Origin of the sequence: Aquimarina callyspongiae (assembly GCF_034322225.1) — a bacterium.
Classification (GTDB): Bacteria; Bacteroidota; Bacteroidia; order Flavobacteriales; family Flavobacteriaceae; genus Aquimarina.
In genome coordinates this window covers 868525-894806 of the sequence record NZ_JAXLPA010000003.1, presented here as the reverse complement: position 1 = coordinate 894806, position 26282 = coordinate 868525, and the positions used below count along the sequence as shown (strand labels likewise).

Genomic DNA, 26282 nt, shown 5'->3' with positions numbered 1-26282 from the left:
TCTTCTTTTTTTCCATATTAGATAAATATCTGATATTTTAGTTTGGTAATTCTTATTCTTTAATAGACAAGTAGTTTAATTGTAATGTATTAAATTGAGTATTAAAACTTTTGATTTCTTCTGAAATGAGTTTGTCAAAAGCATTTAATTGCTTATTTATTTTTTGGGTCAGTTCATTTTTTACAGCAATATCTTGTGCAGTTGGACCAAAATCACCCATACCAACTAATGAATTTAGGTGTCCTAATTTATTAGTCAATTTAATCGGAAAATTAAGAGGATCTTGCCCGCTTCTGTTTTTAGTTTGGTATAATGCTTTTTCAATTTCACCAAATTGCTTTTGTAAGTCTTTTGCTTTTTTAACGAGTTCTTCTGTAGCAGTGTTGTCTTTGTATTGTTTTGCAAATGCTTTAAGCTGTGTATTGATCTTTCGGATCTTTTTAATGGATTTATGTGCCCTGTCTACAGTTTCATTTACACTAGTGATAAAATCAAACTGTGCTTGCATTTGCTGAGGAGTAGATTCGGCTCTTGGGTCAGCAATAATAGTAATGGGTTGAGAAACTTCTGATCCATTTACATTAAGGCTTACCTTATAATTTCCAGGAACTGCTTTTGGGCCGTTAAGATTTGCCCACCATAATATCATTCCTTTTAATCGTTCGGCACCATCGCCTCTCATATTCCAGTTAAATTGATTACCCCCTTTTTTAAGATCTTTTAATTTATCTTTTTCCTCTTTTGCTTTATTACTGAAAGATTTAATAGTGTCATTTTTTGAGTTAAAATAAGTCAATGAAATGGTGTCTTTCTTTGCATCATAATTCTTGAGGTAGAAATAAGTTACTACTCCAGATGGATGATTCGTTCCTTCGGTTTTGGACCCTTTACGACTTCCACCTGCCATTCGATACGTTTGTTTTGGTTTGAATAAAATGTGATCTTTACTTTTTAATGTGGTGTTAAGTTGATGTAAAAGAGTGAGATCATCAATGATCCATAGGCTTCTTCCCTGAGTTGCAACAATAAGATTGTTTTCTTTAATAGTTAAATCGGTAATAGGAACGATTGGAAGATTTAACTGAAAAGGTTGCCAATTGGTTCCATTGTTAAATGATATATACATCCCGGTTTCTGTTCCGGCATAAAGTAACCCTTTACGTTTAGGATCTTCTCTAAGTACTCGAGTAAAATGTTCCGGTTGTATCCCGTTAGTGATTTTGGTCCACGATTTACCGTAATCAGTGGTTTTGTATAGATATGGCGCAAAATCTCCGGATTTATATCGTGTTCCCGCAATATAACAGGTGCCTTCATCAAAAGCACTGGGTTCAATACTATTGATCATCATCCATTCTGGCATGCCTTTAGGTGTAGCATTATTCCATGATTTTCCTCCATCTTGGCTTATATGTACTAACCCATCATCGCTTCCTACCCATAGTAACCCTTCTTTAAGAGGGCTTTCTGCGGCAGCAAAAATTGTACAGTAATATTCTACTGATGTGTTATCCTGGGTAATAGGACCGCCAGAAGATTTTAGTTTTTCCGGATCATTTCTTGTAAGATCAGGACTAATTACTTCCCAACTTTGTCCTTCATTTTCGGTTACGTGTACATGATTTGAGAATGTATACAATCGATTAGGATTGTGTTTGGAAAACAGTATAGGAAAATTCCATTGGAAACGATATTTCATGTCTTCTGCTCCGTGCCCCATTGGATTATCAGGCCATACGCTAATTGATCTAACGGTTTCAGTTTTGTGATTAACTCTCGTTAGAAATCCATCATAACTACCACCATAAACAATATCATTATTTTTTGGATCTACAGCTATATGCGCAGATTCTCCACCAGCAGTTCTTTCCCAATCATTTTCAGAAATAGAAAACCCTGTACTTCTGTGATTGATTCTTATAGTAGAATTATCCTGTTGTGCGACATAGATCCTATATGGAAAACTATTGTCTGTTGTTACTCTATAAAACTGTGAGGTAGGTTGATTATGATACGTACTCCAGGTTTTGCCACCATCATAGGTGATTTGTGCTCCACCATCATCTCCTATAATCATACGTTTAGGATTTTCAGGGGATATCCAAAGATCATGATGATCTCCGTGAGGTGCTCTATAACTACTAAAGTTCTTACCTCCATCCTTACTTTTGTGATACGATACATTTACCACATATACAACATCTTTGTCTTTGGGATCGGCATAAATCCTGGAATAATACCAGGCTCTTTGTCTAAGGCTTCGATCACTATTGAGCTGATTCCAGGTTTCTCCGCCATCATCACTACGATACACTCCACCTTTTTCTTTGTTTTCTACAATTGCCCACACACGTTCACTATCCACCGGAGAAACGGTTACTCCGATAATACCTAGTGTATCTTTGGCAAAACCTTTATTTTTTGAGATTTCCTTCCAATTTTTTCCACTATCTGTACTTTTCCATAAAGCAGAACCATCTCCTCCTGAGCTTAAACTGTAAGGAGTTCTTCTGGCATTCCAGGTAGAGGCATATAGAATTCGCGGATTATTAGGATCCATAATCAGATCAACAGCACCAGCATCTTGATTAGCAAATAAGACTTTGCCCCAGGTTTTTCCTCCATCTGTGCTTTTATACACTCCACGATCTTGGGTAGGCTTATAGATGTTTCCTAAAACTCCGGCATAAACTATATCTGGATTTGTAGGATGAATTGCTATTCTAGGAATATGCCTGCTTTTAGGAAGTCCAGATTCTGTCCAGGTTTTTCCTGCATCCACACTTTTCCAAACTCCATACCCTGAAGAAACATTACCACGAAGTGTTTTTTCTCCTCCACCAACATATATAACATTAGGATCGCTTTTGGAAACAGCAATAGCACCAATAGAACCACCAAAGAAACCATCAGAAATATTCTCCCAGGTTCTTCCGCCATCAGTAGTTTTCCAGATACCACCACCGGTTGCTCCAAAGTAGAATAAATTAGGTTTTCCTGGTACCCCAGTAACAGCGGCACTTCGACCGCCTCTAAAAGGACCAATTAGGCGATACTCTAGGGCATCATAAAGTTCTGAATTATAGGTTTGTGATTGTGAGGTAAAAAGACTTCCAAAGACAAAAAAGATGATGAAAATTACTTTGGTGAATTGTGAATTCATGTTAGTTGAGTTTTAGTTAAAACCAAGATATATAAGAGATAATTAGAACAAAAGTAGATTTGATGGGATACTAAAGTCAGGAATTAAAAATTATTCCAAAAGATTTTCACGTAATTTTAACCTTGATGTATGTATGAACCTTATACCATTTCTCAAATGAAATTACCTGCTAAGATCATATCTTTTTACTCTATACTTCAAAATAAAATACATCGATAGCGTTGCTAGCCCAGAATTTTCTTTTTTGTCTAAATCAAAAATATTTCAATTTAACCTACGGTAATTTCATATAAGAATTGGTATTACTATTTTTGAAAAATGTTGCAGCAAGGATTTATATTGGTATTAAGTTGTTTGGGATTGGCTCAAGCACTCTTTTTATGTTTCTACCTTTTTACTTTAAAAAAAGGAAATCAAAGAGCTAATAGGTTTTTGGCCTTTGTACTACTTGGCTTAACAATCAGGATCGGTAAATCGGTTTTTAATAATTATATGATATTAGATCCATTTTATCGCAATTTGGGTATTTCTGGAATCCTATTATCCGGACCTTTCTTATGGTTTTATGGGAGAGTGCTCTTGCAAAAGGTACATACATTTTCAAAATTAAATTATCTTCATCTGATTCCGTTTGGATTGTTTGCGCTCTTAAGTAAATGGATTCCTAATGCCAGGAATATTGAATCATATTTGAGCTACACTCTGGTATTATGTCATTTAGCTACATATGTTATTTTATCTTGGCTTTATATTTTAAAAATAAGAAAAGAAGCAAACGTAAGACTATTAAAATGGTATCGTGCAATAGTAATAGGAGCTAGTTTAATATGCTTTTTTTACTTGAGTAATTTTATTGGCTTTATTCCATTTTATATAGGAGGAGCTATTTTGTATTCTCTGTTGGTATATGGCTTTTCATACTTGTTGTTAAGAAGGCACGTTTTTGCTTTAGAAAAATATAGTAATTCTGCACTTGATAAGACAGCTTCAAAAAAAATACTAAAACAAATCAAAGAGATATTTGAAGATGATAATACTTATTTGGATCAGAATATTTCTTTAGTGATAGTAGCAGAAAAACTGTCAATTTCTCCGAGAGAATTATCTCAAGTGATTAATGAAAACGAAGGAAAGAATTTTTCTGAATTTGTAAATCATTACAGAGTAGAAAAAGCAAAACTTCTATTGGTAGATCCAGAATATTTTCAAGAAAAAATTGCTACAATAGCTTATGACAGTGGTTTTGGAAATGTTACTTCATTTAATTTAGCCTTTAAAGCCGAAACCCAACAAACACCTTCTCAATACAGAAAGCAATTCAAGGTTGCTTAGTTTTTTCGTTTTAAAGATCATGTTTTTTAAAGGAATTTGATGAGATCTTTATGATTTTGCGACTCGAAATCATCAAAACCATGAACCCATGAAAAAACTTCTGTTTTTATTACTTCTGATAACTATAAGTTGTAATAAAGTTGATCAATCTATTCGAATTTCTCAAAAAATATCTCCAATAAAAGAGGTGGTTGTTGACAGTCTTAAACACCCTTGGAGTTTGGCTTTTTTATCTGAAGAAGAAGTTATCGTCTCAGAAAAAGATGGTGATTTAATCAAAGTAAATCTACTTTCAAAAAAGAAAAAAGTGATTAAAGGGTTTCCCAGGGATCTTACAGACAGTATTAGGGTAGTTTGGCGTGGGGATAATTCAGGGATTTATGAAGTTGTAACAGATCCAGATTTTCAAAACAATAATTTTCTATATGTTTCTTATGCTGCAAAAAAAACAGGAAAAGGAAGTACTACCAAAGTAATTAGAGCAAAACTTAAAAACGATTCTTTGCAAGAGATTACCACAATTTTGGAAGCTTCTCCTTTTACCAGAGAATATTTTCATTATGGAGGAGGAATGACTTTTGGTCCTGATAAGAAGTTATATATCACCATTGGAGAACGTTTGTTTAAAGAAGTCGATGAACCGGCATTACCTATTGCGCAGGATGTAAAAGACAAAAGAGGAAAAATTTATCGTATTAACTCGGATGGGAGTATTCCTGAGGATAATCCAGATTTTGGAACGGATGCAGTTCCTGGAATTTATGCAATAGGAATCAGAGCGGCTCAAGGAATAGCTGTGCAACCAAACACAGGTAGTATTTGGTTTAGTGAACACGGAACCCGTCAAGGTGATGAAATCAATATTTTAAAAGCAGGGGCAAATTATGGTTGGCCAATTGTTACTACAGGAAAATACAGGAGTCGAGATTATTTTCCGCCTAAGCTTGAAGAAAGAACATTTACAGATCCGGTTTGGTATTGGCAACATACGGTAGCACCAACAGGGCTTATGTTTTATACGGGAGACGAATTCGCGCAATGGAAAAATGATTTATTGGTTCCTGGTCTTAGCCGAGGAAGCTTATGGAGATTTCAAGTAGAGGGAGAGGTTATCAAGAGTGCAGAAGAATTGTTTATAGATGATAGGGTGAGGTCCAGAAAAATTGCACAAAGCCCTCTTGGAAAACTCTATATGTTAACAGATGAGGATGATGGCAAAATTTTGAGAATAAAAAATAAGAATACACAGATAAAAGAATAATTAATTAAAAAACGAATGAAAATGAAAACCTGTTTATGGATAGTATTGTTTTTAACAACAATAAATGTAATTACCGCACAATCTGAAGAAGAAAAGATACGTATTACCATACAGAAATATTTAAAAGGTACTTCTTATAGTAATCCCGAAATGATCAAAGAAGCTTTTTATGAAGAAGCTGATTTATTCTTATCTCATAAAGAGAAAGAAATATGGGTTGTTTCTCCTGAAGAATATGCAAATTTATTTGTCAAAAGAGAAAAGGGAGTTTTTAATGGAAGAACTGGAAACATCATTTCAATGGATATAGAAGGTAATATTGCTACTGCAAAAGCTGAGATTTTAATTGAAAGTAAGAAGGTAAAGTATATAGATATTTTCCTTCTGAAAAAAATTAAAGGTCAATGGAAAGTAATCAGCAAAGCAGCAACGATAAGAAACTAAAATGAATTATGGTATTATGTAGCTTAATTGGTTTTTGAAGGAATCAATGTAGTACGTATTTCCCGATTCAGGAAATACCCAGTTACAATAGTTGCCAATACATCAGCGATTGGAAACGAAATCCATACTCCTAATTCACCATAAAACTTTGGTAGAATCAAGATCAAAGGAATAAAAAAGAATCCTTGTCTAGATAGCGTAAGTAATAAAGCTGGGATAGCTTTTCCTATGGCCTGAAAATAAGCAGCTCCTATTAATTGTAAGGCAATGATAGGAGTTGCTGCAAAAACCCAACGCATCGGTTCTGCAGTATGAGTAAGTACATATTGATTTAGGGCTAATTCTTTAGGCGATAAATTTGGATTATCACTTAAGAATAAGGCTGTAATTTCTGATGGAAAAATCATTAATCCAACAAATACTAATGTTGCAACGATTGCTGCATACTTAATAGCAGTATTTATAGTTTCCCTTACTCGTTTATAGTGTTTTGCTCCATAATTAAAACCAGCGATAGGTAAGAAGCCTTGAGTAACTCCAAAAACCGGAAATAAAGCAAACATTAACATTCTGCCAATAATGGCATAAACAGCTACTAACCCTTCTTGTCCTAAATCGAATAAGATATTATTCATTAATAAATAGGTGATACTAACTACAGCTTGTCTGGCCAGAGTAACTCCTCCTAACGATGATATTTCTGTAACAATGTTTTTTTGTAAACCTAAATGTTTGAATTTTAGTTTTAGCTCTGAGTTTTTTGAAGAGAAAAACCAAAAAATATAAAGAAAACAAGCCAGATAGGATCCTGTAGTCGCCCAAGCAGCTCCGTGCATTCCAAAATCCAGTAGATTAATAAATACATAATCCATAACCAAATTACTAACCGTAGGTATGATCATTGCGATCATCGCAAATTTTGGTTTACCTTCTGCACGTATTACAGTGTTACCCATCATCGCAAAACCTAGAATAGGAACTCCGTATAAGACAATAGTGTAATATATTTTTGCCGGATCAAAAATATCTCCCTTACCACCAAACTTTGGGATAATATCATCTGCAAATAATAGCCCGATAATAGCTAGTGAAACGGTAAATATTAGGGTAAGTACAATTTGATTTCCAAAAGTGTGTAAAGCCTTTTCTTTGTTTCCAGCTCCTAAAGCGCGAGAAATGATGCTGGATCCTCCTATGCCAATGGCCATACCTAAAGCAGCAATAAAAAAAGAAACAGGAAGAACCACATTGATCGCCGCGATGGCAATAGAACCAATCCAGTTTCCTACAAAAATTGAATCGATAAGGATATTGAGTGACATCACCAGTATCCCAATAGATGCAGGTGCTGCCTGTTTGATGAGTAATTTTCCTATAGGTTCAATTCCTAAGGCTTCAGACGAAACTTTTGCCATTATATCACAGAAGATTTATGGGTGCTCCATTCGTTTACCCAATTGGCCAATACATCAGCCCAATCATCTCGATCATTAAGACAAGGAACTGTTGTAAACTCCTTTCCACCAACTTCATGAAATATTTCTTCACCTTCCATAGCGATTTCTTCAAGTGTTTCCAGACAATCCGAAACGAAAGCAGGAGTCACGATGGCCATTTTTTTAGTACCTTCTTTACCCATACGTTCTATGGTACGATCAGTATAAGGTTGTAACCATGGATCAAATCCTAATCGAGATTGGAAAGAAGTAGAATAAGTTCCATTTTTAAGTTTTAATTTTTTGGCTACTTGCACTGTTGTCATCTCACATTGATGACGATAGCAAAACTCGTGTTGTTTTGATCCTTTTTTAAAGCAACACTTTCCATCCATTTTACAATTTCCATTGCTAATATCACTTTTTCTGATGTGTCTCTCAGGAACACCGTGATAGCTAAATAAAAGATGTTCGTATTCAACACCTTCTAGATATTCTGCGATACTGTTAGAAAGAACTTCGATATATTCAGCGTTTTTATAGAAAGCAGGGACATCTGAAATTTTCATATTAGGGAAATGCTCTTTGCGTAATTCTTCTGCCAATACAAGAATAGTTTCTGTAGTTGCCATTGCAAATTGCGGATATAACGGAATAATCATAACATCATCAACTCCCTGGTCGTGTAGCTCTTGAAGTCCTTTTTTAATGTTCATAGAACCATAACGCATGGCTAGTCCTATAGGGACAGTGGTTCGATCTGCAACTTTCTTCTGCAATCGTTCAGAAAGTACAATTAGAGGAGAACCTTCTTCCCACCATATTTTTTTATAAGCTTCAGCCGACTTTTTAGGGCGAGTGTTTAGAATAATACCTTTAACTAATAAAGTTCTTGCCCAAAGAGGAACATCGATTACACGAGGATCCATCAAAAATTCGCCTAGATATTTCTTTACGTCCTTTGGATCTGTACTATCAGGTGATCCTAAATTAACAAGGAGTACTCCTTTGCTCATACTTTTTCTTTTTCGTGTTTCGCAAAAATACAAATCTAGGATGAGCTTGAATACTAAAAACGATAGGACTTTTTGATACTGGTATTGTAATAAATATTAGCTTTCTAAAATTACAAAATCCAGAACGCTCAAACATAACTTATAATTACGTTAAATTCTGACAAACTGAAAGTTGAGTTGTTTTATTTTAGTATTTTTATAATGATCAAAAAAGCATATAAATGAAACGTATAATTGTAGATGTCGAAAAAGACAAACTACCTTTTGTCCTGGAACTATTAGAACAATTCGATTTTGTGTCAGTATTGGCTGATACTTCTGATGAAGATCGAGGTATGTATGACTCGATAGTATCTTTGCAAAAAGGTGTCGGAATCCCCAGAGTGGAGAGGTTCGACTAGGTTGCCTTTAATTGAGACCCATCACATATTTTTTTGGAGTAGTTCCAAACTTCTTTTTAAAAGCTGCAATAAAATGGCTAGCTGTGCTATATCCTATTTTTAAACCTACTTCGTTCACATTATGGGTTCCAGACGCAAGAAGTTGTCTGGCTACTTCCATTTTATAATCAAACAAAAAGGCATACACGGGTTCTCCGTAGATTTGCTTAAAACCGTCTTTAAGTTTTTTAAGCGGTAACCCTATTTCATTAGATAATTCCTGCAAAGTAGGAGGTTCGGCCATACGATTAATGATTATCTCCTTGGCAGTTTTTATCTTCAAAACATTTTCTTCATCTACTAAAAAAGGACATTGCTCTATATCTGCATCTTCCGGGCGATTAAAGTATAGGCTTAATAATTCATAAGCTTTTCCTTTAAAATATAATATCTTAATTGATTGATGTAAACCATAATTCATAATCTGATTTAATACAACTGCCATAGATGGAGATATACTGCCATCAGTATAATATTTTTTATCACGATTACCTTCTCCTAAGAAAGGAATATAATCAGCTTCTTTAGAGAATAATTGATGAAACTTTTTAATAGAAATTAGGAGTGTAATCAACCATGAATCTTTTTCCATTTCCAGGTTCATTGGTAAATCACGTTGTGGATTGTATAAGAGTAAAGAATTCTCTTCAGTGAGATTAAGAGCGTAACTCCCATTGTTAAAATTAAACTTTATAGCACCTTTGATACAAAAGTGAAATTGAATATAACTGCTATCAATATCTCTTATAACACCTTGACTTTCATTTGTTTCATTTTGGAATTTAAGAACGTAAAAACCTTCTTCTATTCTGGTTTCTTCCAATATCCCTGGAGCGTTATTTTTTAATTCAATTTCCATAAGCTATAATGTTATTATTTAGAATAAATCTAAATTGTTTAAAAACAAATCTTTTGAACCACTACAAAAATAGGTGTTTTTACCTGTTTTTACATAATTGAACCCTTAAACTTCTTTTTTCGACATTAAAAATTCTTCTGGCGTTATTTTTTAAAGGTAAGTAAAGATATTTTTGTCACTGAAATTTAGAATTTATTAAATGGAGCCTCACCTACGAGCGAAGGGAACAAATTTTTATACCATTGGACTTAGCTACAAAAAAGCTGATGCAGAGATCAGAGGACACTTTAGTGTTACTGACGAAGCAAAACATGCTATTTTGAAACAAGCTAAAGAAGAAGGTATTGAAGCATTATTAGTTACTTCTACTTGTAATCGAACTGAGCTACACGGTTTTGCTCAACATCCTTTTCAATTAATCAAACTACTTTGTGAGCATACTCAAGGAACTGTTGAGGAGTTTGAGAAGGTTGCCTATGTGCATAAAAACAATAAGGCGGTTGCACATCTTTTTAGAGTAGGAACCGGATTGGATAGTCAGATTTTGGGAGACTTTGAGATTATAAGTCAATTAAAAAAGAGTTTTAAAGCATCAAAAAAAGTTGATATTACTAACCCGTTTTTAGAGCGATTAGTAAATGCAGTAATTCAGGCAAGTAAACGCATTAAGAATGAAACTGAAATTTCATCGGGTGCTACTTCAGTAAGTTTTGCAGCAGTACAATATATCCTGGCTAGAGTTCCTTATGTTTCTGATAAAAACCTTTTGCTTTTCGGCACAGGTAAAATAGGAAGAAACACATGTGAAAATCTAGTAAAGCATACCAAGAATGACCATATTGTTTTGATTAATAGGACAAAGGTCAAAGCAGAGAAAATAGCTGGTAAGTTTAATCTTGTTGTAAAAGATTATGCTAATATTCAGTCAGAAATAAAAAACTCGGATGTTCTTATTGTGGCAACCGGAGCTCAAAAACCTACAATTTCTAAACAGCTAATCCATTCTGATAAGCCTTTATTGATTCTGGATTTGTCCATCCCGCGTAATGTATCACTTGATGTTACAGAATTGCCAAATGTGACATTAGTACATCTGGATGATTTATCTAAGATGACAGACAAAACCTTGCAACGCAGAAAAGAACATATTCCGCATGCAGAGGCAATTATAAGAGAAATACAATCAGAGTTTGAAAGTTGGCTTGAAACCAGAAAGTTTGCTCCGACAATTAAAGCTCTAAAAAATAAATTAACGACACTTAAGGAAACCGAAATAGGACTTCAACGAAAAAAGATATCGGATTTTAACGAAGAACAGGCAGATATCATTAGTGATCGTATTATTCAAAAAATCACCAATCACTTTGCAAATCATCTAAAAGATGAGAATGTTTCTGCAGACGAAAGTATTGAGTTGATACAGAAAGTTTTCCAATTACAAAATAAATAAAACCTTGAGTAAAACAATTCGTATAGGCACCAGGGATAGTGAACTCGCACTTTGGCAAGCTAATACAGTACAAAACCTCCTGGAAGATTTAGGATATAAAACAAAACTAATTCCTGTAAAATCAACTGGAGATATTATCTTAGATAAACCCTTGTATGAATTAGGAATCACTGGAATTTTTACTAAAACATTGGATATAGCAATGTTAAATGACGATATCGATATTGCAGTGCATTCTATGAAAGATGTACCTACCGCTTTGCCAAAGGGTATCGTAGAAGCTGCCGTTTTACCAAGAGCAAATGTGCAGGACATACTTGTCCATAAAGGATTAGACTTTTTAGACGATAAAGGAATCATTGCCACAGGAAGTCTAAGGCGTAAAGCGCAATGGTTACATAAATTCCCTGATCATAACGTAGAAGATTTACGAGGTAATGTAAATACACGTATGCAAAAGTTAAAAGATAATGATTGGAATGGGGCAATTTTTGCTGCTGCCGGTTTAGAGCGTATAGATTTAAAACCGGAGAATTATATAGATCTTGATTGGATGATACCCGCGCCAGCGCAAGGAGCTATGTTGGTAGTAGCAAAAGAGGAAGATGAATTCTGTAGAAAAGCATTATCACAATTAAACCATGTTCCTTCTGAGATGTGTGTACATATCGAAAGAGAATTTTTAAGAGAATTAGAAGGAGGTTGTACAGCACCTATTGGGGCATTAGCAGAAATTAAGAAGGATAAGGTTCATTTTTCGGGAGTTTTATTTGCTTTAGATGGTTCTCAAAAAATCGAAGTCACAAAAACTATTAAAGCTGATATGACAAAAGATTTTGGGAAACAATGTGCACAAGAAATATTAAATAATGGAGGAAGAGCATTGATGGAGAAGATAAAAAGGAGTTTAAATTAGAAAAGTACTTTAATTTCTTCTTCGATATAGATATGAAAACACTTTTGTCTACTAAAAAACTTACATTATCTCAAAAAGAACTTTTACTTAATTCTGGTATTGGTTTGGTAGAATATAGTGCAATCGAAATTGAAATATTGAAGGTTGAAATAGAGAATGTTGTCCAAAATGCAATTTTCACTAGCAAGAATGCTGTTAAAGCGATTAGTGATTATGGAATTAACATTTCAAATTGTTTTTGCGTTGGTCAAAATACCAAAAGACTTTTAGAAGAAAATGGCGAAAAAGTCATAGAAAATGCTCAAAATGCATCAGATTTAGCAAAAATTATACTAAAAAAGTATAAAAATGAATCTTTTGTGTTTTTTTGTGGAGATCTAAGAAGAGATGAATTGCCAGATCTTCTCAAGCAAAATAATGTTGATCTTAAGGAGCAAATAGTATATAAGACACATATAAACTCAAAAAAGATTGATCGTACTTTTGATGGAATTTTGTTTTTCAGTCCTTCAGGAGTTCAGAGTTATTTTTCTGAAAATAAAATTGGAGAAAATGTAGTTTTTTGTATCGGAAACACAACTGCTTCTGAAGCTCAAAAATATACTGATCGCATAATTATTGCAAATAAACCTACGGTAGAAAATGTAATAGTGCAAGCGGTAAAACATTTTAATAAATAGCAGGATATCGCAAATATGTTAAAGCTTGAATATTCTGGATAAAATATGATAAAAAATTAATAGCATCTCTTGAAATAGAGATATATAGAAATATGATAAAAAACGACCTATTTTTAAGAGCTTTAAAAGGAGAAACTGTAGAACGTCCACCAGTATGGATGATGCGTCAGGCAGGTAGATATTTACCAGAGTTTAGAGCGTTAAAAGAAAAATATGATTTCTTTACACGTTGTAGAACACCAGAATTAGCTTCAGAAATTACAGTACAGCCCATAGATATTATTGGTCCAGATGCGGCTATTTTGTTTAGTGATATTTTGGTGATTCCGCAGGCAATGAATATTGAAGTAGAGATGAAAGATGGTATTGGTCCTTGGCTTCCCAACCCAATACGATCCTTGAAAGATGTAGAGCAAGTTATTGTTCCTGATGTACACGAAGAATTGGGTTACGTTATGGATGCTATTAAATTAACCAAAGAACGTTTGGATAATCGTGTTCCATTAATTGGTTTTGCTGGATCACCGTGGACAATCCTTTGCTATGCTGTACAAGGGCAAGGATCCAAAAACTTTGATAAAGCAAAAGAACTCTGCTTTGCACAGCCAGAAGCGGCACATCAGTTATTACAAAAAATTACGGATACTACTATTGCTTACTTAAAAGCTAAAGTAGCTACAGGAGTAAATGCTGTTCAGGTATTTGATAGTTGGGGAGGTATGCTTTCGCCTGTTGATTATCAGGAATTTTCTTGGAAATATATTCAACAAATTGTTGATGCACTTAAAGAAGAGACAGAGGTTATTGTTTTTGGAAAAGGGTGTTGGTTTGCTCTGCAAGACATGGCAAAATCCGGAGCTTCTGCATTAGGAGTTGATTGGACTTGTTCTGCTAGAAATGCTAGATATCTTTCTGGAGGAAATATTACTTTACAAGGAAATTTTGATCCTTCAAGATTATTATCTCCACCTGCAGAAATCAAGAAAATGGTAAAACAGATGATTGATGAATTTGGGAAAGACCAATATATAGCAAACTTAGGGCATGGTATTTTACCTAATATTCCTGTAGAAAATGCAAGAGCATTTGTTGATGCAGTAAAAGAATACAAAATCTAAAAATGAGGATTTGGAGTACCTTAAAAAGGTTAAGTATACCACAATTGTTTAGATTGGCGAGTGTAGCACTTCAGAAACCGTTATTGATTAATCCTACATTAAAAGCTACAAAAAGTACCATGGCTATCTGTAATACATTGTACGGAACAATTCACCATGGTAACGGAAAAGAAAACGCTTTTAGACATGCACTATGGAATATTTTGATTTGTCAAAATACTTATTCTAGTACTAAGAGTGAATTAAAATCGGTGAAATGGGCAAAAAAGATTACTGATTTACATGAAAAACTTGCTCCCAATAAGCCTTTGGAAGAAGCAATGGATTTACATAATAATAGAAAGGGCAGAGAGTACTTTGAAGAGCTTAAGAGTAGTTCAGAAGAAGAAATTATCGCTTTTTTATCTGCAAAGACAGAAAAAGCAGAAAAGATTATGATGCTTAAGGAGATTGAAAATAAAAATGAATTGGTGTATCTTTCTTGAATAGATTTAAAAGAGATTATTCACTAAATTCTTATTGTCTATAAATCTATAAAGACTGTAACAAAAATCAGGAATAACGAACTTATAGGTGACTAAAATTTCAACACATGTTTAAAAATATCATTAATGGGGTCAAAGCTTATTTTGGAACATTTAAACTGATCTCAAAACTCGGACTATGGAAATATTTCTCTATTCCTATTTTGATAAGTATGCTTACCGGATTGCTTTTTGTTGCCCTGGCATATTTCTTTTCTGATAATTTAGGTAGGTTTATAGCAAAAGCTTGGATATGGGAATGGGGTTCTGAAACTTTCTCTACAATAAGTACTTATTTGGGAGGTTTTCTAATACTTGTTTTAGGATTAGTATTATATAAGCATATTGTTATGGCATTATCTGCGCCATTTATGAGTCCCGTTTCTGAAAAGGTAGAAGCTCATATCCTTGGAGAAACAAATCATACGCATAGAAACACTTCTTTTTCGCAACAATTATCAAGAGGTATTCGTATTAACGTTAGAAACCTTTTTAGAGAGCTGTTATTTATGATTCCTCTGCTAATACTCAGTTTTATTCCAGTAATAGGTATTGTCGCTACGATATTGATTTTTGTCATACAAGCCTATTATGTTGGTTTTGGTAATATGGATTATACTATGGAACGTCATTTTACTTATAAAGAAAGCATACAGTTTGTAAGAAAAAACAGAGGCACAGCGATTGGTAATGGTTTAGTATTTATGTTGATGCTTTTTATTCCGATAGTTGGCTTTATTATTACCTTACCGATATCTGTAGTTGCTGCTTCTACAGAAACGGTAAAAATACTAGACAAGAATAAGTTAATAGCAAATAAAATACCTTCAGAAGCTCCGGAACAAATAGAAGAATAATTTTTGAAAAGTGATTTAAAACCAATAAATGAAAGATAAATTTTATCAATATATACAAGATCTTCAAGACAAAATTACTTCAAAGCTAGAAGAGATTGACGGAAGAGCTAAATTTCAACAAGATATTTGGAAACGTCCAGAAGGAGGTGGAGGTAGAACTCGGGTGATCGAAAACGGGAATGTTTTTGAAAAAGGAGGAGTTAATATCTCTGGTGTGCATGGAGCATTGCCCAAAGCAATGCAGAGTTATTTTAACGTCGGGGAAGTGGATTTTTTTGCTTGTGGTTTGTCTTTAGTCTTACATCCTAAAAACCCTATGGTTCCAACGGTTCATGCAAATTGGAGATATTTTGAAATGTATGATAAGGATGGGACAATAGTTGATAGTTGGTTTGGAGGCGGACAGGATCTTACTCCTTATTATTTATTTGAAGAAGATGCTAAACATTTTCATCAGGTTTGTAAAACTTCTTGTGATAAGCATGATCCCGATTTTTATGAAAATTATAAAAAGAAGTGTGATGAATATTTTTATAATGCTCATCGTGGAGAAGGGCGTGGTGTAGGAGGTTTGTTTTTTGATTATTGTAAAGCAAAGGAAAATATGTCTATGCAAAATTGGTATGATTTTGTGACTGAAGTAGGCGATAGTTTTCTTGAAGCTTATGTTCCTATCGTAGAACGAAGAAAAAACGATTCATACACCAAAAATCAAAGAGATTGGCAAGAGATACGTCGCGGACGATATGTAGAATTTAATCTGGTTCACGATAAAGGAACCTTGTTTGGCTTAAAAACAAATGGTCGAATTGAAAGTATTCTTATGAGTCTTCCACCGCATGTGCAATGGCGATACGATCATCACCCAGAAGCTGGGAGTGAAGAAGAAAAACTAATAGATGTCCTTAAAAACCCAATAGATTGGGTCTAAGATTTCAGTTGTTATCTTAATTTTTGATGTTTAAACAGCTCTAAGAGTTTGTAAAAGATTTTCTGCTAAACTTTATATCATAAATGTTATCTAAAGCGCTATAAGATTGATTAAAATCGCTGTTAAAACATTAAGAGTGCTTTTGTAAGTATATGATTACAAACTCTATCGGTAAACTAGAAAAATACGAAAGGTGGTAATGCCATAATTTTTATTTAGACAAACATCTTTACCAGAACAATTTCTAAATAAATCGATGATTTCTTTCATAAAAATAAAACATAATTCATATTGTATCCAAAGAACAATGAGGGTGTATAATAGTGTTAATAGTAGCATTTTTTTGTTTTATTGCCTTTTTACCTATCTGCAAATCTGAAATTTACTCTGAGTTAGTGTTATTCGTATTATTTAGGTAATGCGTTGTAATATTCACTTATATTAAGAAAACTTATTTATCAACAATGAGAAGAAAATATAAATTTTAACGTTCAGAAATTTGTGATTATTCCAAAGCTTAAAATCTCCTTGAAGCCTTGGATTTATTGGGGATAAAGATTTATAGGGATAATTGAAAAACGGGGCTTGTTGCGGATAAACCAGATGAAATGCATAAAAAACCCGTTGAATTACTGTAGTTTAATTTTTTTTTATTAAATTGCGAAGCAGTCTGGGGCTTATAATATAACGTTAAACCAAAATTAACACCGTTCCCCCTATGAGAAAATTTCTACTATTATTTATTGTGGTCCTTTTAACAGGATGTGAACTACCAACTAATGGAATCATAAAACGATCCAGTTTTTCTGAGAACACAATTGCATTCAAAGACAGTATTATTGAACTTACAGATGGTTATGCTAAGATGGCTCCGGATGAGTTTTTAACACGTTTGGATAGTCTTAAGGACAAACCAATGTTTAAAAAGGTAACACTTCGAGAATTGGAAAAAGTTAAAAGCAAAAATGTCGAGTTTGAGATTTTTGTTGAAGACGAAAACATCGAGAATTATGTATTAGTGTATGCTCGTGATTACGTGCAGTTCGATGAATTCTCTGCTCAACGTTATGTGGCTAGATTAAATGATCGATTAAAAGACGAATCTAACGTTCAGGAAGTACGTTATAAGCGAATCCACGGAAGGTATTTTTACACACCAAAATCTAAAATTGTTAAGTTAAAGTATTTAAAAGCTCTTAAAAAGGAGCGTAAATTCCAAACAGAATACATTGTCTCGTCTCAATCAGGAGGTATGGGATTATTAGTAAGTAATCTTGATGACGTGGATTTTGAGGATCGAATAAAAAAATCTACTGTAAAGTAATATAAAATCGTAATTAACTCATATTAATTACGATTTTGTTTTTTAACCCGGAATGTATCCGGGTTTTATGTTATATCTTGGTATCAGATGAAAAACTTATTCTGTATATTTAAAACACAGGATACTCAGTTGTAATTGTAAAAACGGGATAATGCAAAGAGCTTTGTTATTACTGATTATTATATTGTCAAGCTGCGCTCGTACTTTAGAGCCAACCACCGAGAATATCAACAAAATTTTTAGTTCTAAAGACTTTACATTTGAGTTTAATAAGGTTAATGGTATTACAGAATCGTTGAGTTTTAGGAATGATTACGTTGTATACAAAAGTGAGAAACCAACTTTTCGACGAGAAATCAGTTATGATGAGGTATTACTTATCAATGATTTTATTCAAAAGATTGTCAATCTTCATTCTAATGATTTGGATATAGAGACACATTCATATTATGTCATCAAAAACACTGCTTATAAAGTGACCATTATACCAAATCAAGAAGATTTTTATTTTGAAGCTCTAATCAAAACTTTAAAACTCAATATTCAATAATAATCAGGGTTTACTCACTACTTTCTCCTTCCTCTTCTTCAAGAACAGTAAATCGTTTAATGGCAGTATTAGGTTCAATAATATTATATCCTTTCCAAAACTCGGGATCGTATTTTGATAAATACTGAGGCTTGATTGTTTTATCTTCGGTGCTATTATTATACTCAGATTCAGTTAATTTTTGAGAGTCAAAAACAACAATCTCAAATTTACTTAGGTTAGTATTAATGATATCCAATCCGAGAGATAATTCGTTTTGTTTACGCCTTCCTTTTACAAACTTATTTTTTTCGATCACTTTTAATGGTCGGTCAATCCCAAAAAGAGCTCCTTTTTCTTTTTCCAGATATCTCAAAGTATATTTGTTATCTGGACCTTTGGTGAAAATTGTCTTACCTCGATATAGATGCTCACGATACATTATACCTAATAATTTAAAACTCTTAAGACGCTTTACGTTTTGGTAATCAACTCTCATTATTGCAAAATCTTCTGTGTTTACATAAATAGTTCCTTTAAAATCTTCACTTCTTTTAGGTGAAAAATTGATAATATAAACACTACTATCATCGATATATGTATAATCTACTAATTCAAACTTGTACCTGCCTGATTTGTCGATAAAATTAAGTTTAGAATCTTCTTGAAAAAACATATGAGATAGTAATTGCTCTAATGTAGATTTGCGATACTTCAAGAAGTAATTTTTATCATCTTTCTTTTTGGTATCAATTTCATCTTTTACTTCTGCAGCATCTTCATTGCTTTCCAAAATAGAATCAACCTGTACTTTGGTACCAAAAATTCCTGATTTTATTTTTAAGTAAGAGTTGGGTTTTACATTGTCTTTAAATATTTTTTCCAATTTTTCTGACAATACCTCCATAGATCCGTCATTATTTTTATCATAAAGCTCTGCTGCTTTTACAATATTGAGTTTTCTTTTTTCGAAATTTCCGTAAAAATCCCCTAAAACTTCAGTATAATACGCAGCTTTTCTGGGTACAATAGAGATAACACTATCAATGAATTTTTTATTTAGTTCTTCTATAGTTGATTTTTTAAATTCGATATCCATCTTACTAATAGCATTGTTTTCAGATTGTCTGAAAAACAATCTTTTTTTAGAAAAATCTCTGCTATAGTTTTGATCCAATCGATCTTTTACGTTTTCTATAATCTCATCGATAGTTAAGTTTTTATTAGAAATAAATACGCCTTTTAGTTCTATAGCCTTAGGCTGAATGTAGATAATACTATCAGTAAGGTTTTGAACTGCAATACCAATCTTTTCATATCCCATAGAAGAGATATAAATAGAATCAATATCTGTTAACTTTTCATCAAGAGAGAGACTAAATCTTCCTTCTTCATTCGTGATTATCCCTTTGTTCTCTGATAATTGAATAGTGGCATATGGGATAGGGTCATTGGTTTTCTTGTCAACGATTTTAGAAGAGATGGTCTGTGCTGTTAGCATAGATCCCATAAAGAAACATAAAGCAGTTATATATATCTGGTAGTATTTTATCATGATTTGATTTTTATATCATTAAAAGCCCTTACTGTTATAGACGAGATTTAAAACAAAAAGGTTGTCTCATTTATTTATAAAAGTTCTTGTTTTAATTACGAAAACTCAAACGAGAACAAGTATTATAAAATGAAGACTGAAAACAAGACATAATTGTTACAAATAACAATTAAAAATAAGAATTGTTATAGTTTTTTAATTTTAGTTAGATAATAAAACAACATAAAGTGCAAGAGTAAGATTAAATTGATGACTAGATTTGTGAAAATTAAACGATGAGAAGAGTCATATTTATAATACCGATAATAGTGCTTCTATTTGCGTTTACAGAATTTACTTCTCAAGACGAAGAATGGGTGGCGCCAAAAGAAGCAAAAGAACTTAAGAACCCGATATCCAAATCTAATAAGGAATCTTCAATAACAATGGGGAGAAAAATATTTGATACTAAATGTAGTATTTGCCATGGAGAAACAGGAAGAGGAGATGGTGCAGCAGCACCAAGAGTAGGTCCGAAGCCTGCTAATTTTACAACTGAAGGAGTACAAAAACAAGAAGATGGTGAAATTTTTTGGAAACTTTCAAACGGAAAAGGATTTATGCCTAAATGGGAAATAAAACTCTCAGAAGAAGAAAGATGGAGTTTGGTAAACTATATTAGAACCCTTAAGAAAAATAAATAGTAATATACTCTAGCCATTATAATCAAAAAGAAAATCACAGCTAGAACAGCGCATTCTAACCGTGATTTTCAACATTTAACTAACTAAATTTATTCTTCAATATTTTTTAAATTGTCATCAGAGTTTCTGTCGATTAATTTATTATAAGGATCAATACCGGCTTTTACTGGTTTTTTATCTGTAATAACTGTAAATGTGTTTTCTCCAGACTTTAACCATTTTCTTTCTAAATAGAAAGGGTTTTTAAGAGGTACTTCCTGATCATCAACAATATCTTCACCAAACAGTCCTATCTCAATATAATTGGTTTTATCATCTGTGCGTTCTTCTTTTCCTTTATCATCATAATAGATTTTTTTAGAATCTACCGTAAAAGAGGTTTCAAATTTACCGTTATCCAGTTCTTTGGTTTTAGCACTAACAACGCGATTTTCATATAATACAATCTCTTTAAATCCATCTTCTACAGCATATTTTAAAGAATCCGGAGCTACTGTATACAAAGCGTCATATAGATTCTCTGAAGTAGGATATACACCTTTTTCAAAGTTTTTATACTCGTTGGTGAAATTTTTGAGTGCTGTATTGATTTTATTTTCTCCAATGATATCTTGTAACTCATACATAACCATAGATCCTTTACGATACCAGATATAACCACCAGTTTCTACATTTATAAGTGATCGCTCCGGTTTAAAACTAAAAGCTCTACTTCTTAAATAGGCATCTAATGAATATTTCAGGAAATTCTTGATTCCATTTTCGCCATATTGATGTTTCATGGTCATTAAAGAAGAGTATTCTGCCAGAGTCTCTGAAATGATATTAGCTCCAGAAGTTTTACTTGGGGTAACGAGATGTCCCCACCATTGATGTGCTACTTCGTGTGCTGTAACTCTAAAAGCATAATTAAAATCTTCTGCTCTATCAAAATCAGCAGCAAATCCAAAATCTTCTGAGTACGGAATTGTCGTTACAAAGGATTGTGCAAATGTAGAATGTGCCGGAAACTCCACAATTCTTATTACAGAATTAGGATATTCATAGAAGTTTTTAGAACAATACTCTAATGCAACCTTAGTTCCTTCTATAAAATACTCTAGATTTCGATTGTGTGATGGAGCATGGTAAATCTCTATGTCTACTTTTTTACCACTAGGTGCTGTCCAACTCGATTTCTCTACATTGTATCTTGCAGACACTACATTAAAAAACAGATCGGTTTGTGATTCTAGTTTATAATGATAATATGCTCTGTCATTTTCTTTCCATTCTTTTACCAATTTCCCTGGTGCCAAAGCAATTTGATCATTAGCAGTACTTAATACAGCTTCAAAATTAATGTAGTTAGCATCTTCATTAAACAGATTCTTTTTTAAAGCTGTAGAATCTGTTCTTGGGGGATATAGATAATCTAATTCTTCCAGGCCATGTTTTTTGCGTACTCCATTATCACTTAAACTTCTATCATAATGAAACCTTGGAAATATCGAATTATTAAGAAAAGATCCGTTGTTAAGAACTTCGGTCTCTCGTTGATTTGCAAAACCCTTGGTAGTTGCGCTAACATCTATAGTAAGATTGGCTCTTTCATTAGGTAACAATGCTTCCGGTAGTTTATAAAAATACATTCTATAGACAGAATCTGTAACTACAGGTTCTAATTCTTTACCGTTATACACTACCTTTTTTAATTGAGTATCAGCAGTTGGATACTGAACCTCTAATAACAATGTATCAATAGGGGTATCATAGTTATTAATCAATTTAAACTCTCCTTTGGCATTAACGTTCCTTTCTTCTGGATAAACATCGATATAGGCCTTAAGATCTGTTACCTGTGGATGTGCTTGATTAATGTACTTTGCATATTTTTTTTCGGCATCTGCATCTGTTTTTTCATAATAATCCCCGGTCTCTATTTTGTTTAAAACCTTAAGATTATAATAACTATAACTTGCAACAGATATAAATGCAATAATAACGATTGATAAAGCTGCTATAGTTCTGCCATTAAAACGTTGTTTTGCCAATGATAATCGTTCTTTAGCAGTAGCGAAGAAACCTCGAGTCCAGAATAATTTACCTACTACCATTAAAATGGCAGTCATTAATATCCAATATAGATTTACCCAGGTAAGACCTGCAAGATAATGACCAAAACCATTAAGATCACTTAGGAAAAACGGAGTTGAACCTCCGTAAATTAATAAAGGGTTATTGCTTTTAAAAGCCAGTGTGACTAGTAATGGAAGTCCAATATAAGCTAGGATTATAATAAAATACCCTAAAAACTTATTGTTAACCAAAACATGAATAAAGAACGATAACAATATTGTGGTTAAAAAACTCGGAAAAATCAGCGCAAAATTATAAATAAGATAAGTCCCTAATTCATATTGAAAATACCCATTAAAAGTTTGAAACAGTATTCCTATTACAATATTGGTTAAGGTTAAAACAATAGCCGTAGCAATAAGTGAAATAATTTTAGAAAAATATAAACTAGAATTACTTATGGGTAAAGCATCATAAAATACAAAGGTTTTGTTTTTACGAGTTCTATGTACTGCTTCTCCAGAATAAATAACTAATATGATAATAGAAAGAAGTGTGATACCACCAGATATAAAAGTGACTACATATCTCGTTAACGGGATATTAGGTGTTCCGTAAGTCTCATTTGCATTAAATATGGTGATTAATGAGATGATAATTCCTATAATCAAAAGAATAATGAATACAGGATCTTTAATGATGGATAAGAATTCAATTTTACTTAATGATAGTAAATTATTGCGTTCCGTTTTTTTAGTAAAAACTTGCGTTATTGAACTTATTAAAGAAGGTTGATATTCGTCATTATTGGTTTTTTTGCCTTTTTTACCGGATAGTAAAAATTTCTTATAATCAAACCTGAAATAAGTAAGCAGTAATAAAAACAATCCAACACCTAACCATAACATTCTGTTTACCAAGAATTTTCCGTAAATCGGAAGTTGATTTGTGTTTAATTCATTAACCGACCAATATTTTTTAACAAAGCTAAACGCTCTACCACCAAAAGGGTCGAGATATACACTCAACCATTGGTTTTCAAGACTTCCTAAAAGATCACCTGAGAGATCATACAGCAGAAAAAGACAAATACCGCCTAAATAAATGATAGGCATTTTTTTGAAAAATGCCATAAGGCAAAAAAACAAGGATCCAATCAATAATGCATTAATCTGTAGTAAAAATATAAACGGAAGAATATAAGAAGATAGGTTAAAAGTATCATACTCACCATAATCAGGTCTATCCATATACTCTCCAATTCCAAAACCAATCATTGCTCCTAGAACAATAAAAAGATTAAGTAATGTAACTATCGAGAAACTCCCTAGAAACCTACCTAAGACATAAGATTTTTGTTTGATAGGAAATGTAAAGTAGGTTTGAGCGGTCTTATGATCCTGATCTCTAAAGATAGGAACCCCCATTATTGCCGCATAAAAGAAAATCGAAATTATAGATATTGGTCCTATTAATTCCGCTATATTGTTAGAGCTATTGGTGAATTCGGCAGTAGATGAGGACGAAAGAGCAGCCCAGAACCCTGCCATTAATATACCCAAACTAATATATATCCAGGTAGCAGGCCTCTTAAGACGGTACCGTAGTTCAAATAAAAATACTTCTATCATAACGCAGCCTCCTGTTCTTCTTTTTTATTGATTGTATAAAAATAGAAATCTTCTAAATCATTATTTACAATTTCAAACCCTTCTCCAGGATGAGTATCACTATGAATATTTACGTGTAGTTCACCTCCTCTTAGGTAATTTGATAATACTGAATGATTGTTTTCGAAGTTTTCTAATTCAGATTTTGCAATATGTTTTCTGAATACTTTATTATCTAACTCTGATGATAATTCTTGAGGATTACCTTGTACCAAAATTTTACCTTCGTTAAAAACAGCCATGTTTTGGCATAAATTAGTAACATCATCAACAATGTGAGTACTTAATATCACAACGGCGTTTTCGCCTAACTCACTTAATAGGTTATGAAATCGATTACGTTCTAATGGATCTAATCCAGCAGTAGGTTCATCTACAATAATTAACTTAGGATTACCTAATAGTGCTTGAGCAATCCCAAATCGTTGTCTCATACCACCAGAATAATCACCCAGATTACGATTTCTAAACTTGTACAGGTTTACTTTATTAAGAAGATCTGCAACATATCCTTTTCGTTCATTTTTATTGGTTATCCCTTTTACTTTTGCAATATGATTTAGCATCATTTCTGCCGATACTTTAGGATAAACCCCAAAATCTTGAGGCAAATAACCCAATACTTTTCTTAATTCTTCGGGTTGTTTAAAAACGTCAATATCATCAAACTCGATCGTTCCCGAATCTGCTAACTGTAAAGTAGCGATAGTACGCATTAGTGTTGATTTTCCGGCACCATTAGGGCCTAAAAGACCAAACATTCCTTTTTCAAGAGTGAGGTTTACATCATTTAATGCCTGAGTCCCGTTAGGATACGTTTTGTTCAGGTTTTTTATCGTTAGCATATTCTTAAATGTTTTTCGAGTTTATGTACTTTTTAATTTGACGGCGTTATAGGATTTTTGTTACAAAACGCAGATAAAAACCTTTATATTTTTAAAAACTTAAAGGTTTACTAAAGCCAATGCAGAAAGATAAGATATAAAGATATATGCCTATCTTTACACCTCTTAAATTTTTATATTTAGAAATGCATCAACTTCGCAGAAACAGAAGATTAAGAACCAATAATGCGGTTCGTTCTTTAGTCAGAGAACATATAATTACTCCCAACGATTTTTTAGTACCGCTTTTTGTGGTAGAAGGTACAGGCGTAAAAGAAGAAATAGCTTCTATGCCAGGATACTATCGATATAGTTTGGATTTACTTAAAAACGAAATAAAAGAATTATGGTCTTTAGGACTTAAATCTGTATTACTTTTTGTAAAAGTGCCAGACAATCTTAAAGACAATAAAGGAACTGAAGCATTAAATCCTGATGGATTAATGCAACGTGCGGTTAAAACAGTTAAAGAAACTGTTCCGGAGATGCTTGTAATGACAGATGTAGCATTAGATCCATATTCTTCATATGGTCATGATGGAATTGTTGAGAATGGTTATATAGCTAATGATGCTACTTGTAAAGTTTTGGCAGAAATGTCATTGTCTCATGCGCAGGCTGGTGCAGATTTTGTTGCACCCAGTGATATGATGGATGGCAGAATTTTGGCAATTAGAGAGTTATTGGAGGAAGAAAACTATAAAAATACGGGCATTATGAGTTATAGTGCAAAATATGCTTCCGGATTTTATGGTCCTTTTAGAGACGCTTTGGATTCTGCCCCAGTTGATCTGATTGATGTACCGAAAGATAAGAAAACCTATCAAATGGATTTTGCCAATCGAGATGAAGCAATTAAAGAAACCCTTATTGATATTGAAGAAGGAGCAGATATCGTGATGGTAAAACCAGGGTTGTGTTATCTTGATATTGTAAGAGATGTTCGCGATGCGGTTGATGTTCCTGTGGCGGTGTACCAGGTAAGTGGAGAATATGCTATGCTTAAAGCTGCAGCACAAAACGGTTGGCTTGACCATGATACGGTGATGATGGAACAACTGATCGCTATGAAAAGAGCGGGAGCCCATATCATTGCTAGTTATTTTGCAAAAGATGCGGTTGCCTTATTAAATTCAATATAAAAAACCTGAT

General features: G+C 33.1%; 22 protein-coding genes. 15 read left to right on the top strand and 7 right to left on the bottom strand.

Annotated features, from left to right (window positions below):
* Positions 1-52: 52 nt before the first annotated feature.
* Positions 53-3163: a VPS10 domain-containing protein gene (locus tag U0D62_RS16140; protein WP_322288340.1), complete on the bottom strand. Its 3111-nt coding sequence runs from the start codon at positions 3161-3163 to the stop codon at positions 53-55.
* Positions 3164-3481: 318 nt separating this feature from the next.
* On the opposite strand from U0D62_RS16140, the gene U0D62_RS16135 reads away from it, so the two are divergent.
* The 3 genes from U0D62_RS16135 (at position 3482) to U0D62_RS16125 (ending at position 6200) form a co-directional block, all read left to right on the top strand.
* Positions 3482-4495 (top strand): helix-turn-helix domain-containing protein, encoded by a 1014-nt coding sequence (locus tag U0D62_RS16135; RefSeq protein WP_322288339.1) that lies wholly within the window; start codon positions 3482-3484, stop codon positions 4493-4495.
* A gap of 88 nt (positions 4496-4583) precedes the next feature.
* The gene (locus tag U0D62_RS16130; protein WP_322288338.1) at positions 4584-5756 is read left to right on the top strand and encodes a PQQ-dependent sugar dehydrogenase; all 1173 of its coding nucleotides are present in this window, start codon (positions 4584-4586) and stop codon (positions 5754-5756) included.
* Between the two features lie 21 nt (positions 5757-5777).
* Positions 5778-6200 carry a nuclear transport factor 2 family protein gene (locus U0D62_RS16125; RefSeq protein ID WP_322288337.1) on the top strand — a complete coding sequence of 141 codons (423 nt, stop codon included), beginning with the start codon at positions 5778-5780 and terminating at the stop codon, positions 6198-6200.
* A gap of 23 nt (positions 6201-6223) precedes the next feature.
* Here U0D62_RS16125 and U0D62_RS16120 read toward each other — a convergent pair whose 3' ends face one another.
* Both U0D62_RS16120 and hemH read right to left on the bottom strand, forming a co-directional pair.
* On the bottom strand, positions 6224-7615 hold the full coding sequence (locus U0D62_RS16120; protein ID WP_322288336.1) for an MATE family efflux transporter: 1392 nt from the start codon (positions 7613-7615) through the stop codon (positions 6224-6226).
* Complete coding sequence (gene hemH, locus U0D62_RS16115) at positions 7615-8652, bottom strand: ferrochelatase (protein WP_322288335.1); 1038 nt, start codon at positions 8650-8652, stop codon at positions 7615-7617. The genes U0D62_RS16120 and hemH overlap by 1 nt, the downstream gene beginning before the upstream one ends.
* Before the next feature lie 221 nt (positions 8653-8873).
* Between hemH and U0D62_RS16110 the strand changes: the two genes are divergently transcribed.
* The gene (locus U0D62_RS16110; RefSeq protein WP_322288334.1) at positions 8874-9053 is read left to right on the top strand and encodes a hypothetical protein; all 180 of its coding nucleotides are present in this window, start codon (positions 8874-8876) and stop codon (positions 9051-9053) included.
* A gap of 7 nt (positions 9054-9060) precedes the next feature.
* Here the strand turns inward: U0D62_RS16110 and U0D62_RS16105 are convergent, their stop codons facing one another.
* Positions 9061-9951, bottom strand: a complete 891-nt coding sequence (locus U0D62_RS16105) for an AraC family transcriptional regulator (protein WP_322288333.1) — start codon at positions 9949-9951, stop codon at positions 9061-9063.
* Positions 9952-10150: 199 nt separating this feature from the next.
* Here U0D62_RS16105 and hemA point away from each other — a divergent pair, with 199 nt between their 5' ends.
* The 9 genes from hemA (at position 10151) to U0D62_RS16060 (ending at position 18301) form a co-directional block, all read left to right on the top strand.
* On the top strand, positions 10151-11401 hold the full coding sequence (gene hemA, locus U0D62_RS16100) for a glutamyl-tRNA reductase (RefSeq protein WP_322288332.1): 1251 nt from the start codon (positions 10151-10153) through the stop codon (positions 11399-11401).
* Positions 11402-11405: 4 nt separating this feature from the next.
* On the top strand, positions 11406-12317 hold the full coding sequence (gene hemC, locus U0D62_RS16095) for a hydroxymethylbilane synthase (RefSeq protein ID WP_322288331.1): 912 nt from the start codon (positions 11406-11408) through the stop codon (positions 12315-12317).
* Positions 12318-12349: 32 nt separating this feature from the next.
* Positions 12350-12997 (top strand): uroporphyrinogen-III synthase, encoded by a 648-nt coding sequence (locus U0D62_RS16090; protein ID WP_322288330.1) that lies wholly within the window; start codon positions 12350-12352, stop codon positions 12995-12997.
* A gap of 92 nt (positions 12998-13089) precedes the next feature.
* Positions 13090-14115 (top strand): uroporphyrinogen decarboxylase, encoded by a 1026-nt coding sequence (hemE, locus tag U0D62_RS16085; RefSeq protein WP_322288329.1) that lies wholly within the window; start codon positions 13090-13092, stop codon positions 14113-14115.
* Positions 14116-14117: 2 nt separating this feature from the next.
* Complete coding sequence (locus U0D62_RS16080) at positions 14118-14600, top strand: DUF6973 domain-containing protein (RefSeq protein WP_322288328.1); 483 nt, start codon at positions 14118-14120, stop codon at positions 14598-14600.
* A 107-nt stretch (positions 14601-14707) separates the two neighbouring features.
* Positions 14708-15496, top strand: a complete 789-nt coding sequence (locus tag U0D62_RS16075) for an EI24 domain-containing protein (protein WP_322288327.1) — start codon at positions 14708-14710, stop codon at positions 15494-15496.
* A gap of 28 nt (positions 15497-15524) precedes the next feature.
* Positions 15525-16427 (top strand): oxygen-dependent coproporphyrinogen oxidase, encoded by a 903-nt coding sequence (gene hemF, locus U0D62_RS16070; protein WP_322288326.1) that lies wholly within the window; start codon positions 15525-15527, stop codon positions 16425-16427.
* Between the two features lie 718 nt (positions 16428-17145).
* The gene (locus tag U0D62_RS16065) at positions 17146-17751 is read left to right on the top strand and encodes a hypothetical protein (protein WP_322288325.1); all 606 of its coding nucleotides are present in this window, start codon (positions 17146-17148) and stop codon (positions 17749-17751) included.
* A gap of 151 nt (positions 17752-17902) precedes the next feature.
* Positions 17903-18301 (top strand): hypothetical protein, encoded by a 399-nt coding sequence (locus U0D62_RS16060; RefSeq protein ID WP_322288324.1) that lies wholly within the window; start codon positions 17903-17905, stop codon positions 18299-18301.
* A 10-nt stretch (positions 18302-18311) separates the two neighbouring features.
* Here the strand turns inward: U0D62_RS16060 and U0D62_RS16055 are convergent, their stop codons facing one another.
* Positions 18312-19835 carry a carboxypeptidase-like regulatory domain-containing protein gene (locus U0D62_RS16055; RefSeq protein WP_322288323.1) on the bottom strand — a complete coding sequence of 508 codons (1524 nt, stop codon included), beginning with the start codon at positions 19833-19835 and terminating at the stop codon, positions 18312-18314.
* 275 nt (positions 19836-20110) lie between these two features.
* Here U0D62_RS16055 and U0D62_RS16050 point away from each other — a divergent pair, with 275 nt between their 5' ends.
* Complete coding sequence (locus U0D62_RS16050) at positions 20111-20518, top strand: c-type cytochrome (protein WP_322288322.1); 408 nt, start codon at positions 20111-20113, stop codon at positions 20516-20518.
* 89 nt (positions 20519-20607) lie between these two features.
* On the opposite strand, the gene U0D62_RS16045 is transcribed toward U0D62_RS16050, so the two are convergent.
* Complete coding sequence (locus U0D62_RS16045; RefSeq protein ID WP_322288321.1) at positions 20608-24207, bottom strand: ABC transporter permease/M1 family aminopeptidase; 3600 nt, start codon at positions 24205-24207, stop codon at positions 20608-20610.
* Positions 24204-25091 carry an ABC transporter ATP-binding protein gene (locus tag U0D62_RS16040; protein ID WP_322288320.1) on the bottom strand — a complete coding sequence of 296 codons (888 nt, stop codon included), beginning with the start codon at positions 25089-25091 and terminating at the stop codon, positions 24204-24206. Before U0D62_RS16040 ends, U0D62_RS16045 begins: the two co-directional genes overlap by 4 nt.
* 185 nt (positions 25092-25276) lie before the next feature.
* Between U0D62_RS16040 and hemB the strand changes: the two genes are divergently transcribed.
* A complete protein-coding gene (gene hemB / locus U0D62_RS16035) occupies positions 25277-26272 on the top strand; it encodes a porphobilinogen synthase (RefSeq protein ID WP_322288415.1) in 996 nt (331 codons plus the stop codon).
* Positions 26273-26282: the final 10 nt, after the last annotated feature.

Bases quoted from the DNA above. Each gene is read 5' to 3' on its own strand.
- U0D62_RS16140 (WP_322288340.1), bottom strand. From the start codon at position 3,163: ATGAATTCACAATTCACCAAAGTAATTTTCATCATCTTTTTTGTCTTT.
- U0D62_RS16135 (WP_322288339.1), top strand. From the start codon at position 3,482: ATGTTGCAGCAAGGATTTATATTGGTATTAAGTTGTTTGGGATTGGCT.
- U0D62_RS16130 (WP_322288338.1), top strand. From the start codon at position 4,584: ATGAAAAAACTTCTGTTTTTATTACTTCTGATAACTATAAGTTGTAAT.
- U0D62_RS16125 (WP_322288337.1), top strand. From the start codon at position 5,778: ATGAAAACCTGTTTATGGATAGTATTGTTTTTAACAACAATAAATGTA.
- U0D62_RS16120 (WP_322288336.1), bottom strand. From the start codon at position 7,615: ATGGCAAAAGTTTCGTCTGAAGCCTTAGGAATTGAACCTATAGGAAAA.
- hemH (WP_322288335.1), bottom strand. From the start codon at position 8,652: ATGAGCAAAGGAGTACTCCTTGTTAATTTAGGATCACCTGATAGTACA.
- U0D62_RS16110 (WP_322288334.1), top strand. From the start codon at position 8,874: ATGAAACGTATAATTGTAGATGTCGAAAAAGACAAACTACCTTTTGTC.
- U0D62_RS16105 (WP_322288333.1), bottom strand. From the start codon at position 9,951: ATGGAAATTGAATTAAAAAATAACGCTCCAGGGATATTGGAAGAAACC.
- hemA (WP_322288332.1), top strand. From the start codon at position 10,151: ATGGAGCCTCACCTACGAGCGAAGGGAACAAATTTTTATACCATTGGA.
- U0D62_RS16090 (WP_322288330.1), top strand. From the start codon at position 12,350: ATGAAAACACTTTTGTCTACTAAAAAACTTACATTATCTCAAAAAGAA.
- hemE (WP_322288329.1), top strand. From the start codon at position 13,090: ATGATAAAAAACGACCTATTTTTAAGAGCTTTAAAAGGAGAAACTGTA.
- U0D62_RS16080 (WP_322288328.1), top strand. From the start codon at position 14,118: ATGAGGATTTGGAGTACCTTAAAAAGGTTAAGTATACCACAATTGTTT.
- U0D62_RS16075 (WP_322288327.1), top strand. From the start codon at position 14,708: ATGTTTAAAAATATCATTAATGGGGTCAAAGCTTATTTTGGAACATTT.
- hemF (WP_322288326.1), top strand. From the start codon at position 15,525: ATGAAAGATAAATTTTATCAATATATACAAGATCTTCAAGACAAAATT.
- U0D62_RS16065 (WP_322288325.1), top strand. From the start codon at position 17,146: ATGAGAAAATTTCTACTATTATTTATTGTGGTCCTTTTAACAGGATGT.
- U0D62_RS16060 (WP_322288324.1), top strand. From the start codon at position 17,903: ATGCAAAGAGCTTTGTTATTACTGATTATTATATTGTCAAGCTGCGCT.
- U0D62_RS16055 (WP_322288323.1), bottom strand. From the start codon at position 19,835: ATGATAAAATACTACCAGATATATATAACTGCTTTATGTTTCTTTATG.
- U0D62_RS16050 (WP_322288322.1), top strand. From the start codon at position 20,111: ATGAGAAGAGTCATATTTATAATACCGATAATAGTGCTTCTATTTGCG.
- U0D62_RS16045 (WP_322288321.1), bottom strand. From the start codon at position 24,207: ATGATAGAAGTATTTTTATTTGAACTACGGTACCGTCTTAAGAGGCCT.
- U0D62_RS16040 (WP_322288320.1), bottom strand. From the start codon at position 25,091: ATGCTAACGATAAAAAACCTGAACAAAACGTATCCTAACGGGACTCAG.
- hemB (WP_322288415.1), top strand. From the start codon at position 25,277: ATGCATCAACTTCGCAGAAACAGAAGATTAAGAACCAATAATGCGGTT.